The sequence below is a fragment of the Aquisalinus luteolus genome (assembly GCF_009712425.2).
In the GTDB taxonomy this organism is placed as follows: Bacteria; Pseudomonadota; Alphaproteobacteria; order Caulobacterales; family Parvularculaceae; genus Aquisalinus; species Aquisalinus luteolus.
In genome coordinates this window covers 109,008-123,100 of sequence record NZ_VCJR02000001.1, presented here as the reverse complement: position 1 = coordinate 123,100, position 14,093 = coordinate 109,008, and the positions used below count along the sequence as shown (strand labels likewise).

General features: G+C 52.5%; 8 protein-coding genes. All 8 read right to left on the bottom strand.

All coding sequences use genetic code 11. The features are described 5' to 3' along the window. Positions 1 to 256 precede the first annotated feature (256 nt). On the bottom strand, positions 257 to 2,284 hold the full coding sequence (locus FF098_RS00570) for a sialate O-acetylesterase (protein WP_155135871.1): 2,028 nt from the start codon (positions 2,282 to 2,284) through the stop codon (positions 257 to 259). Next, entirely contained in the window at positions 2,269 to 3,699 is a 1,431-nt protein-coding gene (locus FF098_RS00565; protein ID WP_155135868.1) for a sulfatase-like hydrolase/transferase, read from the bottom strand. The genes FF098_RS00570 and FF098_RS00565 overlap by 16 nt, the downstream gene beginning before the upstream one ends. Positions 3,700 to 3,771: 72 nt before the next feature. Further along, positions 3,772 to 5,328, bottom strand: coding sequence for a hypothetical protein (locus FF098_RS00560; protein ID WP_155135865.1), 1,557 nt, complete (start codon positions 5,326 to 5,328; stop codon positions 3,772 to 3,774). Positions 5,329 to 5,463: 135 nt separating this feature from the next. Next, positions 5,464 to 6,918: a sulfatase family protein gene (locus FF098_RS00555; protein WP_155135862.1), complete on the bottom strand. Its 1,455-nt coding sequence runs from the start codon at positions 6,916 to 6,918 to the stop codon at positions 5,464 to 5,466. A 67-nt stretch (positions 6,919 to 6,985) separates the two neighbouring features. Then, positions 6,986 to 8,800, bottom strand: coding sequence for an alpha-1,3-galactosidase-related protein (locus FF098_RS00550; protein ID WP_155135859.1), 1,815 nt, complete (start codon positions 8,798 to 8,800; stop codon positions 6,986 to 6,988). Positions 8,801 to 8,813: 13 nt separating this feature from the next. Beyond that, positions 8,814 to 11,525, bottom strand: coding sequence for a TonB-dependent receptor (locus tag FF098_RS00545; protein WP_155135856.1), 2,712 nt, complete (start codon positions 11,523 to 11,525; stop codon positions 8,814 to 8,816). Between the two features lie 194 nt (positions 11,526 to 11,719). After that, entirely contained in the window at positions 11,720 to 12,748 is a 1,029-nt protein-coding gene (locus FF098_RS00540; RefSeq protein WP_155135853.1) for a LacI family DNA-binding transcriptional regulator, read from the bottom strand. Positions 12,749 to 13,111: 363 nt separating this feature from the next. Beyond that, positions 13,112 to 13,897: an SDR family NAD(P)-dependent oxidoreductase gene (locus FF098_RS00535; RefSeq protein ID WP_155135850.1), complete on the bottom strand. Its 786-nt coding sequence runs from the start codon at positions 13,895 to 13,897 to the stop codon at positions 13,112 to 13,114. Positions 13,898 to 14,093 lie beyond the last annotated feature (196 nt).

Genomic DNA, 14,093 nt, shown 5'->3' with positions numbered 1-14,093 from the left:
CTCAAAAAGAGTCCTCGGGCCGAAGCCCGAGGAAGGGAGGTGGGAACATGGAAACATTCCTGAGGGAACATGTACGCCAAAGGTCATCAAACCATTATATGCGCAACTTGTTGCCTTTCAGATAATTATCACGACGCCCATTCTATCTCAAGTTTATTTTCCAGCATCATACAAAAAAGGGGAATGGAACAACTTGTTGCACGGTCTGAATGTCGCGCAGATTGATTTAAGAATAGACTTGGACTTCAAAGCAGACTTACTCGTCCGGCATGGCGAAGCGGAATGGCGAGACAGGTATGTCCTCTTCCTCATAAAGATTTGTCAGGGGAGAGGCGGACCATCCATAGCGCAGGTAGACATCCTCTTCACGCAGGCCCGCCACACGCACCGTAGCTCCATCCCCCAGCAAGACCGCCCTTGCATAGCGGCACTGCCATTGCGCATTACATGTCTCGAATCCGATAAGCGCGTTTCCACCGATGGCCCGCAGTTGCCTTTCCCCGGGACCAAACCGGATTAGCAGGGCACCGCCGTCGCGCTGCCCACCAACGGGCATGGCAGGTGGCTGAATATCTCCCCCGTATGCGATACGCAGCGCTTCTCGCCCCAGCCTGAGTCCAACTTCCTCCTTATGAGCCGGATGTATTTCCGTGCGAACTCCCAGATCAAGCAACACAGCAAGGCCAACATTATCTCTGTTCAGATAGACCTGACGCTGCGCTTCACGTATGTCAGCCCAGCCACTATCCCCGGACCTGTCAACGAGGCCTCCATAAACAGGCAATTGGGCGATGATGACTGGCATGTCCTGACTATCAAACCGGCCTCTCCAGCTATCGACGAGCGCAGCGAGAAGACTATTGTAACTTTCCGGCGAGCGAGAATTACTCTCTCCCTGATACCAGGCAACGCCCTTGATACCCTTGTCCGTAAGCGGAGCGATCATGCCATTCCAAAGTATCTGTATTCCGCTGCGCGGTGCCCAAGGGGGATTGTCCAGTTCCCCCATAGCGCGCCGGTCCGCCCCGATACGATAACGCCAGAAGCCTGCAAGGCTAGAAAGCTGCCCGTCGACTTCGATACCGAAAGCCTGCCCGGCGCCTGGAAAGCCCGACCGTCCAGCATCATCAGCAACACGAACGGTAATTTGGTTAGCCCCATCACGCAAAAGATTACCGGGAACCTCCACCCTGAAAGGCACCGCTCCGGAATATCTACTACCAACAAGCTCCCCATTAATCCACACAGCGCCTTGCTTGTCGATGGAACCCAATTCCAGATAAATCTTGGCGTCATCGCTCAGGGCGGGCATGTCGAAACTGCGCCGAAACCACGTTACGCCGATATACTCGTTGGCTGGGGCACCCGAGCGCGGTGAGCCTATCCAGGTTGTGGGTAGCTTGATCTTTTCCCATCGCGTATCATCAAACCCTTCCGCATACCAATGGGTATTGATCAGTCCCTCATCGTAGGCCGCCGCCCCCTTCAAGGCATTCTCCGTAAATGCCCTCAGCGCCTGCTCCGGAGCGCTCGAATACGATGCAAGCACCGAAAGCTCCTCATCCATGCCACCAACTCGCTTCAGTGCATCCGCGCTTAACCACTCTTCAATCCTGGTAGCTCCGAGCGCCGCCTGAACCAACCCGATGGGACCATCGACATTCTGATCCAGATATTTACCGAATGCCCAACAGGATGCCGAGAAACTGGCGAGACTCCGCTCGTCGGGAACGCTCCAGGGTTTGCCAACTGGTACGATGGATGACTCCGAACCACGGGGGTCAAGGTCGATCTGCATTATACGGATATTCGTTTCCTCTGCAGCGCTGTATTCCTTGTCCCGCGTGGCAGAAGACTGTACCGGCCAAACCATGTTGGATTGACCTGAACAGAGCCAGACGTCACCGAACTCGACATTGCGCACCGTGACACCTTCTGCATCCGCCGCCTGAACCGTCAAAGTATGCACACCATCCGGCCCCATTGGCGGAAAGGTTGTCTGCCAACGCCCCGACTCTGACGCTTGCGTTCTTTGCGATTTGGCGGCCAAAGTTACTGTAATATCAGTTCCCGGGGGAGCTACACCGGTAATCGTGTTGGCCTTGCCCCTTTGCAAAACCATGCCATCGGAAAAGTATGCATCGAAGGCTACATCCTGAGCCGCAGCCGTCGAGAAGCTGCCAGCTATAACGAACATAAGGCCGAGCGAAAGACAAAGCAGAGACTTCATTGCGTGCCGTGCAGGAATTTCCACTCGGTTTTCAGTATTCAGTTTTTGATGCACTCATTTCCTCCATTGCCCGGCTCGCCGGACTGCGCGCCATGTTGATAGGGATCGAAGGCAGCGTTTGATTGGACCCATTCGCGGAACCTGCGCTCCATACACATCCCGATTTCAGGATAATCCTTGATAAGATTGTTCGCCTCTCCGGCATCGGAACTGAGATCGTAAAGCTCATTCTGCCCGGCTAGACTGGCGATGAATTTCCAACGAGGAGTTATCAAGGCACCGAATTTGTCCTCGTAATGACGATACAGAATAACTTCGCCTTCTTGGTCAGGAACCTTCATGAACGAGGACACAAGGCTCTCACCGTGAAGCTCTTTGGGCACCTCTCCTGTAACCAAGTCCATGACTGTCGGAACGATGTCTATAAGAGATACTGGCTGCACCCTTGATATGCCCGCAGGAATTCGTTTGGGGTAATGAAATACCAGAGGCACTCTCGAGCCCCCCTCATACAACGCTTCACCGCCCCCCTTGCGGCCACGTAAGGGGGGCGTTTCAAGGAAGCCACCCTGATCGGATGCAAAAATAATCAGGGTGTCATCCAGCTTATTACCCTCTTCTATCATGTCGATCACCCTGCCGATCGCCTGATCCATGGACTCTATCATCGCATGAAGGTTTGCTCTTTCTTCGGCGACTCCTTGATCGATATAAAACTCGACGCGCTCCTGCTTGCCCTCCAGAGGCGTGTGCACACCGTAGAACCAAAGAGACAGGAAGAAGGGGGTATCATCGCCTTTCAGAAAATCATTCAACAACGCTGCGGCATCATCAGCGATGCGATCTGTAAGATAATAATCGTTATCAGCATCTGCGTACACGTCACTGTTGGAGAAGTAAGGCGGGTAATAGGATTTGGGATGCCCCGCATTGGTGACACCGAACTGCACGTCAAAGCCCTGATTTACGGGATGGTATGGTTCATGTCCCAGATGCCACTTTCCGACAAAGCCTGTAGCATAGCCCCTCTCCTTGAGGCGCTCTGCCAGCGTCACCTCTTCTAGCGGAAGCCAATTGCGAGATGGTGCCTGTGCAGGGTCCGCTTCAAGCATTGCATGCGATTGTTCCGTACGCCCGAACTTGTCGATACCGGTATTCTCCCCGGAACCTATGTGACGAAAGAAACCTAAGGCGGCCGGATGGCGCCCGGTGATCAGGCCCGCGCGACTGGGGCTGCACGTTGGTGAATTGGCATAAGCCCTTTCGAAACTTATTCCGGCATGGCGCAAACGGTCTATGTTGGGGGTTGGGACAGCTCCCCCATGAAAGCCGACATCGACCCACGCCAGATCATCGACAAAGATAAGAACTATATTTGGCCCGGACGGATTACTCTCCATCGCAGTGGCCCCGTGGATCGGAAAAGCAACCATGAGTGACAGGAGAATATTTCTTACAGCCGTGATCACAGTTCATATCCTCGCTGACTTCTGACTTTAGGGACTTTCCAGCAAGCCCGGACATCCGCATCCAGCAAAATGTTAGGGAGTTATCGTTACGCTCGCTGCGGAGGAGCGGTTTCTGGATGTATCAAAGGCTTCAATTTCATATGTGTACTGAACACCTGCTTCTGCTGAAATATCCGTATAGGATGTTCCGGACACGCCATTGGCAATCTCGTACGGACTGCCTCCCGCCTCGGTTCGGGTAATGACATATCCGTCAAAATCCATCGGCGGAGTATCTGTCCAGCTTAAATCAACTCCGGCAGTTGCCGCACTTGCTGTCAGGAAGGTTACAGCAGAGGGTGGCGTGCTGTCGCTTTGACACCCCCAGGCATAAGAGGGATTTTCTGGCGCTATGGGTGCCCGCTCCACCAATGTATCTGTTATACAAGGAGTGGTCGATGTGTCATCCAGCAAGATACCGCGAGCGAATGAATCGCTGAAAGTCGAAGATGTAACAAAAAGGCCGGTTACATCGAACGCAGCAAGAGGGTCGTCTCCGGTACCGAACGCCTGCATGTCTTCGACCACGATATTCGTCAAAGGACCTTCATCGGGCTGGCCCATCTGTGGCCCCCCTTCGGCGGTAGAGAGAAATGGTATCCGGCCTCCGACACTGGCTTGCCGCTCGATTGACACGTTGCGGAAGGTAATATTATCCACTCCGCCGCGGAACAACATACGGCTGGCGCGCGTGACTCGAATATTCTCTACAGTGATGGAATCGCCCTGATTGAAGAAAAAGGGCTCACCGGCGAGCTTCGACTTGATGGCAATCGTATCGCCTATCTCATAACCTGGATCATTATACATACCCAGAACCCAGCGCCCGCTACCGTAATCGGCATACTGCTCCCACGGGGCTTGCTGGTCATCCTGAACACGGTACGGCTCGCCATTGGCATTATAACGCCAGCGCTTGGTGTAACGCCCCTGGCCGAAGTCATCATTGTAAATGTCTGCAATGGTTGGGAAACCAGAATGCAGTTCCACCACCGGAAATTCCGAAGTTGTTCCACTCGTATCAAACGTCCCGGGATTATCCAGTGTTTCATCACCGTACACATCCGGATCCGGATCGGCTGACCATGAAGCCCCTTGCAGGTATCCGACGATCTCCCCTTGCGATACCGTTTCCTGATCTCTGGTAATATGAAAATTACAGAAATGAACGCGATAGGCATTTCTGCCAAAGAACCCTCTCGCCTCTATATCCGTAAAATTGAGTGTTGTGAGAGCCATGCTCTGACCTTTGAAGATCAGCCAACCATCATCATTCTGGCGTGTGCTGTTCAAGCCGATCAACCGGATCGCGGGGCTGCCTGCTATATCCCAGGTGCCAGCATCAATTTCGAGGACTATATTGGCGTCGGGATCGGTCGTGTCCCAATAATCCTCGGCTGCATTGATTGCACTGATGATTGCACTGCGATTGACGTTACCGCTTCCGAAATCATCAGCAATATTGTATGTGACCACATTCGACGTATCGTACGTGCAACTGGTTCTGTACGGATCAAAATCGGATTCGAGCATAGCTGCGGCAGGCTGAGCAGACAATAGCAGCACACTAACCGCAGCGGACGCCATCAAGGATCTATTCCTGCTTCCAATTAAATCGTTTGTCATATTTTATCCATCCCTTTTATTTATTGTCCAAGCCTTATGAGCCCGCCTCTGCATGCTGATAGAAATTCAGTAACTCGCGCATCATGCCGGATAATAGAATTAATTCTGATCCTGCTTCATCTTTCTAACGGATATGCACTCTGGTGAAACACAACGCTCACCCCAACGATCGATGATTGACTGAACCTCTTCGGTATCGGGTGGCACGCTGGAGTTGTCCTTGCCTGCAGCCGCCCAGGCATCCAGTATACTACGTAACCGCTTTAGTTCATCAGCATACTCAGGGTCAGCCGCCAGATTGTGCACTTCATGAGGATCATTTCGCAGGTCGTACAACTCTTCCATCGGCCGCACAGGCTGCATGAACAGGGCTTGCTCCCGGGTCAGGTCACCGGTCGCAAACATTTCCTTCCACTCTTTCATGGCTGGCCAGTTATCGCGGTACTGAGCCTGTAGATAGGGCCGATCCGGATAATAGTTCCTCAGATACTTGAAACGGTCCGTCCGCACACCCCTGATATAGTCGAAAGTGTAGTCCGCACGATCGCGGGCGAGGATAAGGTGGTCGCGCTCGACATAGTCGGCAGACGAAAGGTCCTCGCTGTAAAAATACTCGGGAATATTGCCGCCGGCCATGCTCAGTGTCGTTGCCGCGACATCGACAAGGGAGATGAGGTCGTTTGAACGCGTCCGTAGGGTCGAGAGCCTTTCTTTATCAACAGCACCGGATATGACGAGCGGAACATGGACCCCGCCATCATAGAGGAATTGCTTGTGACGAAGCATTCGCATTCCGTGGTCGGCAAACACGAATACGATCGTATTGTCAGCAAGCCCGGCACTCTTGAGTTTCTCAAGTATCGCACCCACCTCGCCGTCTGTAATTTCGATGGTCTCATAATGCCTGGCTATGTGAGACCTGAATTCTTCAGTCTCTGGATAGTAAGGCGGCACCGTAACGGACTCAGGGGAAATCGTGCGCCTTGCCGTCCCCTTGTGCTTATCGCCTTCCAGCTGGATTTGGCCGAAAAAAGGCTTGCTGCCAACGGCTTCGGGCCAGTCAAAGTCGGGCCCATCCAGCGCACCTATATGGCCTTCAACGCCATCCGGACCGAGAGAGTATAGATCTCTGCGATCGTACACAAAGTTATAGTCGTCCTTGCCGATATTAAACGTTTCATAGCCTGCGCGCTGCATCAGCTCAGGCAACGTCGCCCACTCTTCCGGCAGGAATACATCATCACGCCCGCGCTCATCCCGCGACGAACGATGGTTGTTGACGTCGATTTCCGCCGGATGCCCACCGGTAATCAGGGCTGACCTGGTCGGTGAGCAGATGGGATTTGGAGAGAAAACATTCGTAAAGGCGACGCCGGACGAGGCCATTTCACTAATGGCTGGCGTCTCTACAGTGTCGTCGCCATAGACAGGCATCCAGGGTGAAGTATCCTCGATAAATATCCATAGAATATTTGGTTTATCCGATGCATTCGCACCAGCGATCGACAAACACAGTGCGCTGAGAAGAGACAGGATTCGTATTGAAAGTTTCATGCTAACACTAACCTTTATACTGAGTTCTCTTGCAGGCTTGGCGAACCGCCATCCTTTCTGAAACGCCTTATACTTTCGACAAGGCCGCTTTGTATCCGGGATCGAAGCCACGAACGGTATTCGATCTTAGGTTTTGCGTACCGACGTCCTTTGAAAGGATCGGCTGCTCCACATCCCTGAAAGCTGGATAGGCATCTGTCTTCTCGACTATATTGCCGACAAAGGAAAAAGCCTTGACTCGGTAAAGGTCCGCCAACAGGCCATCAAAGGTCGAAAATGTGTTGTCACGCATTTCCAGTTGCCCATGATAAGGTGACCGGTCTTTATTCTCGGAGGCATCGACTGCAACAGCATCGACGACCGCATTGCCCCATACGCCGTACTTGCAGTTATCAAAATGATTGGACGTCATGCTGACCCGGCGCACAGGGCCGGACTCATACCATTTATCGATGCCGCCAGAGATACGTATGGCAGTCCCAGGTGTGTGGAAATAGCTGTTCTTGATGACTGCGTCCCCTGCCGTACTGACGAGAATACCGCGCGCCCGGTTCCTCCCTGTACGGATACGGTTAACCTTCATATCAGGCTGAAGGCTGAGATTATTGACGACATCGCCAACCGAAACCTTGTTACCTTGCAGGCCATAGGTCTTCACCTCCAGGAAGCGCGCATCAATTCGTTCCAGAGAAGCGACCTGCCCTATTTCCTTTGGATTTAGTGAGTACTGGTCATCGATAGAGATGATATCGTCTGGCCGCAGCATGTCCACGCCCTGCTGCTGAAAATGCATGTGCTCCAAGCGCAAAGTGCCATCACTGCGCACATCTGCAATCCGCAAGTAAATCCCATGTACGTTGATAGCATCGTCAATATGATTGGAAAACTCGCAATCCTTGAAGGATATAGCCCCACTGCAATTTACAAAATGCGTAGCGTCGACACCCGTCGAAACATAATATTTTTCCGAACGCGGAATTATCTTCAGCCCTCGCAGATCAAGATCGTGCGAGACCTGCGCGATGACACCCATCGCACCAGCCGAATATATGGAGGTATTATTCAAAGAGACACTACGGCTGTGTTGAATTACAATCGCTGGTATATTGCGTGAAGCAGGCATGATCAGCATGCGGTTCCCCTGCAGAGGGGTGGATTTGAAATCCATCTCAAAACGCACACGACGGCTACTCAAGGCCGTAACTTGATATGGCCGCGATATCATTTCCCCTGAGGGGCTGTAGCCTCTCAGGAAATTATCCCAGACCTGAAATCTTGTTTCTCGGCGCTCGGCATCATATTCGAGCATGTTCTTGACAATATTCGAGGGCGTATCCTCATTGAGGAAATGAAATTTACCTTCGCGCACCTCGTAGTCGAACTCCTGCGGAATGGAGAGCGTACACCCCCACTCGCCGACATCAATTACGTCTCCTTCGCAATGGAAAGGCCGGTCCCAGAAGATCGTCAGATCCTCAACAGTTACATTCTCTGAATTCAAGATGACAAGCGGCACAACCTGACCGCTCATCCGCCATGAGGCGTTGTTTCCCTTGATGAGTAAGTTGCGCCTTCCCTCTATCAGCAGAGCGATGGATTTCTCTCCATCATCATTATTGCTGACGTGAAGATATCGGGACGAGGTTCCAGTTGCGTCTACGACATATTCGCCTGGCTCGAAATCGATGACGACCGGTCGATCAAGCGGAACCGCTTCAAGCTCTCTCGTGAGAGAGGGCAGGAACGACCCGCCGCCCTCGTTTCTGACATGGATCATGACAGGCTCGGGTGATGCGAAACCTCCGGTTGCGGAACCGGCAGCAAGGCCAGCACCCGCAACAAAGAGATCACGTCTGGAAGGATCTAAAGACACCTTGAGCATAATGACTCGACTACTAATTTTGGAATGTAATACCGACAAAGAAGTTTTGGCCCGTTTGCTGGTTTCGAACCGAGTAATCTTCGAAGAAATAGTAAGCGCTGCCGTCATTGTAGGTAAGGTTCGATGCCTGGAAGTCGAGGCTCACCCTCTCGTTGATATCAAAACTTGCAGAGATATCCAGAATGTCCTTTGCCCTTCGGACCTGTGGAGCAACAACCGAACCGCGCCCGGCGATATCCGAGGCGATCTCACCGGCAGTCTTGTAGCCGGCCCGGATCGACGCCGGCCCAGACTCGAAATAGAGGATCGAGCTGAATGTCGTCGGCGCAAATCCGTCTACAGAGTACTCCCGATCGGCCGGGTCGAAGACGAATTCACCTTGAGCGTCAGTTTCCGTCAAAGCCGGATACTGATCCAGGTCCCCATCGAAGTAGTTCTTCGTCGCAGCCACATAAAAACCAAGGCCGTCGAATGGGGCCGGCAGATATACGAAGTTATGACGGGCGGTAACCTCGAAGCCGGAGAACTCGCCGGCCCCTAGGTTTTTCGGTGCATCCAAGTCAAACGTGTATCCGGAGATCTCCTCCTGCACCAGACCGTCCTGAATGAAGCCATCTATGTCCTTGTAGTAGTATCCTCCGGTAAGCGTCGTGTTCTCGCCATACCACTCAAGGGATAAATCCAACTGATTTGAGGTGATGGGATCAAGATAGGGATTGCCGGCAGACCCGGTATAAATATCATCCCCATCGACATTGCTGACATTCAGATTACGCGCCAGGCGAAGTTCATTGAAATTCGGTCGAGCTATCGCTCTGCCAGCTCCGAATTTTACGAGAAGGTCGTTGGTCAGCATCATGGTGGCGTTGATGCTCGGTAATATATCCGTATAGGATGTATTGACTTCATCAGGCTCAAGCCCGCCGACACTCAGGTCAAAACCGCCCGAGCCATTCTCAGTCAGTATAAGCTCGCCCGAGAAGCCCTTGGCAGTGAGGTCCGTCTGAAGGGCACGCACACCGGCAACCCCGCGGATCGGGAAACGACCCAACTTTGTCTCCCAGGATAATTCGGCGAAGCCGGAAACGGTCTTCTCCTCGTTGTCGATATTGTATTGCAGCAGATCACTGTCGTCCGCATCAAACACGAACTCGCCAGTTGGCGTCAGCCCGACAAAATAATCCCATGCCGCAGCCGCATCGAAAGTTGCAAACGGGTCGGTCAAACCACCCGGTACATGATCCGGATTAAAGTTGATATAGGGATCAACATACAATTCTTCAGGCACCGGATTGCCGCGCGGTGAGCGGTCGTCTTCATCATCCCTGAAATAGTCCAGTCGACGATTGCTGTAACGGATGCCAGACTGAAAGTTAGTAAAGATACCGGTATTTAGCTCGCGGCCGGCCTTTGCGCTCAGCGACCAAGCGCTATCGAACTCGTCCACGTTGTTACCGTAGAGCTGCTCGCCCTGCCACGGCCCGGTATTCGATAGATCGCCGGCAAATGACCCGATGGTCCACCCATCATCACCGACCTCAAGGGTGGTATCCATGCCTACCTGACGGATGGCAACACGTCGCAGGCTCAGATCACCCTCAACCTGTGAATAAGAGCCGTCGAGTTCCAGAGACCACCGACCAATGTCTTTCTGAATATTCAGGCCAGCCAGCACAGAAAGCTCATCCTGCGTGATACTGTCCCGGCGAGACTGAGTGACAACATTGTCCAGCCCGGTCGAAAGTAGCTGCCCACCATCAGAAAAGACCGGGTCGACATACCTGGCAGGATTGATCAATCCCGCAACAAGGAAGAAGGTTCTCTCCTGAGGGTCGTCGATGTGACTGATAATCAGATCCCCCTTAAGACGAAGGGAATCGCTTGGCTCCCACTCGACCACGCCGAGCAGGGAATTTCGAACGAAGTTTTCAGTATCGTTCTGAAAGAGAAGAGCGGCAGGAATGATCCCGTCCTGACCATCAAACGTGGCGCGATCGTAGACCGGGTTCGAACTGAGCCCGGAAATAACCCTCTTGTTGTCATGATAATCGTAGGTAAATAGCCACCCCAGTTCACCTTTGCCAATATCGACCTTGTCCTGAAGGCTCAGAATTGCCTGCCCGCCCCAATTGTCGATCAGGTCATTATTGTCATTATACGGCGCATACTCCGCCCTATACGATGCACTGATCTGAAGGTCGTCACGCCTGTCATCTAAAGGGCTTGGTGTTTCAAGGACTATCGTCCCAGCTACACCACCCTCGACAATTGATGCGGTCTGAGCCTTGTTCACCTCTACACGCTTGAAAAACGAGCTTGGATAGTTCTGGAAGCGAACAAAACGCACTCCATTGCTGGACGCCACCTCCCGGTCATTGAAGCTTGTCAGCGTAAGAAGCTGCGGCAGCCCGCGCAGATATACCTGGTCGACAGTGCCGCGAAAGCGCAGCCCAACAGCACCCGGGAGATATTCAAGGTTATCGGCAATGTTCAATGCCGGCAGATCACCCACATCATCAATACTGATGTAATCGGCCACGTTATCAGAGTTGCGCTTCGCCTCAGCACTATCCTCCAGACTCTGCCGAATACCCGAAACCACTATGACATCGTCATCTCTTTCCTCACCCTCAGCAGCCTCTTGAGCAGTGGCAGCAACCTGTGCCGAGAGACCCAGCAGTGCAACAGAAGACAACAGAAAACTTTTCCCCGAGCGATACAACATTATTTCCTCCAAAACCGGCTTTTCACCTTATGATGGACAACTTGTTGCACAATATTTATTGGATCGTCAAGACGCCATCAACAATTCTCTGAAAAAGTCCGCTTGAATCGCAGGATAATCAAACAAACTCGCGAAACCTGTTGCACAATGAGCGCGCTCATAACGGCGCGCCAGCCCGGCCTAGAGTCGCCCACTTAGCTCTTCTTATGAGAAATCGTGCTTTCGCGAACTTGAAGTTTGGGAGGAATAACCTTGCTGTCGACCTTTTCTCCCGCAAGAGCGCTGCAGAAAACATCCACCAGCAATTGCCCGCCCACGGGTATTTGCTGACTTACAGTGGTAAGCGACTGGCCGTAGGCCGAAGCCAGGCTGATATCGTCATAACCCACAACCGCAACATCCTCCGGAACTCGGCGCCCTACAGAGCGCAAAGCATCAATGACATTGAGAGCAATCACATCGCTGCCGCAAAAAATTGCATCGAAATCGGCCGAACTGGCAACCGCTGCCTGCGCAGCAATTCGCGCGCGATAGGCATTGAAGGGCGACTTGAACAATATCGGTTGCTGTCCAGCACCCCACTCCTTAAGGGCCTGCAAGTACCCCTCCTGTCTCTGCGTTACTTCCGGCTCTGCAGGATCGCCTATAAAGGCGACACGCCTTCTGCCAAGCGAAAGCAAATGTTCTGTGGCAAGCCTGCCCCCGGCGACATTGTCACTTCCAACAGTAAGATGATGGTCACCATCGACCCTCGCGCCCCAGACAACGAGATTTGAATTTTCCCGCCCAAACCGCTGAAGCGCTTCTTGGTCAGGCGCGTGACCGATAATGATCATACCTGCAACGTGGGGGAGATGGGCAACATTCCCCCTCCGCGCCCAAGGTGTTTCATTGATTAGCACCAGATTGAAGTTGCGCTCGGCAAGCCCGTCAGCGACCACAGCAAGCATATCCAGATAGAACGGGTCGGTAATTCGCTGCTCACCGGCGACTGCGAGCGGAAAGACAACCTCAACAAGTCGGCGCAGCTTTTTGCCTCCCTCCGTACCAGCAATACCACTATACTGACCTGCTCGCGCGGCTTCGATGATTTTCGCCTTGGTCTTCTCACCGATACGTGAAGATCCTGCCAGCGCCCGCGAAACGGTTGAGGGGGAAACCCCAACCTGCTCGGCAATGTCGTAAATTGTGATGTCACCTGATCGCGACCTCTTATCCGCCATAATTGTTATCCTTTTTGGCTTTCCGGTTGCACTGAGACCCTCGTGCTATATCCCCATGCGCAACTTTGTGCAATACGTCGGTGACGCACCACTGACTTTTCGCAAAAGGCGCTGAATGCCTAAAACAGTGTGCTCTGCTCAATTCAATTGGGAGAGCACTGGAAACCAAGCCGGCAACTAGTTGACCAAAACCTGAAAGGTAGCGCGATGCCAACCAGATGGATGGCGACCTTATTTTGAAAAACAAAGGTGTAGGCACCATTTCGGGACAAAGCATCCCCAAAAGTGGAGCGCCGTTTCTTCAGTATTTCACCCAGTCTAGAGGGTAAAATGCAGAAAGGGGATTTGAATCTATATCAATACTTATATGCAACCGCCATCTACTATGAACTGCTGCCCAGTAATCATATCGGCGTCTTTTGAAGCAAGAAAAAGTGCGGTGCTAGCGATAGCCTGGGGCTGTAAACGACGTTTCAGCGCCACTTTATTGAGGAAGTCTTTTTCAACCTCCGGCGTCAACCATGTTCCAAGCTGCCTCTCTGTCGCAACCCATCCAGGAAGGATCGCATTGGAGCGGATGTTAAAATCACCGAACTCACGCGATAGGGATTTGCTCAGCCCCAACAGGCCAGCCTTGGCAGTAACGTAAGCCGGCACGGATGGCGTCATGCCCGACAATGCATTGATTGAACTCATAAAGAGAATAACCCCCTCCCTTTGTGTACGCATTACTTTCAACGCTGCCTGAGTAGCGAAGAAAGCTGCATCCAAATTGATAGCAAGACCGTTTCTCCACTCGCAGGGTGCAAGTTCAAGCGTATCTTGGCGAGCATCATTTGCGACATTGTTTATGAGGACATCCAGCCCGCCTGCAGTCGCCGAAAACTCGCTGATGCACTCCTGTAGCAAGTCGATATCCGCAATGTCCGCTTCGCGATACCAGATACTTTCTTCACTCTGGGAGTGCAGGCGGGACAGAAGGTTACTGGATGAAGACGCATCCACATCAACGAAGCCTACTTTGGCACCTTGACGGTGAAATGCCTCCACCAGACAAGCACCGATTCCGCTGCCACCGCCAGTAATGAATACAGCCTTGCCCATCAGCGAAGAATAGAGGGTATATTGATGCATCACCTTGCCTTCCATTCTAAAGATACTGGAACCATCCTAGATCGATTTAATCCGTAAACACCCCTAATAGAGATATCAACACGCGTCAACTCACACCAAAATTGCATAAAAGCTCAACACCCGCCCCTCTTTCCATAATCAAAGAATCCGAGAGCATCAGAATAACACCGAGAGTCTTCCCGAGAGAATTGAGCGGGACTCGCACGGCTAT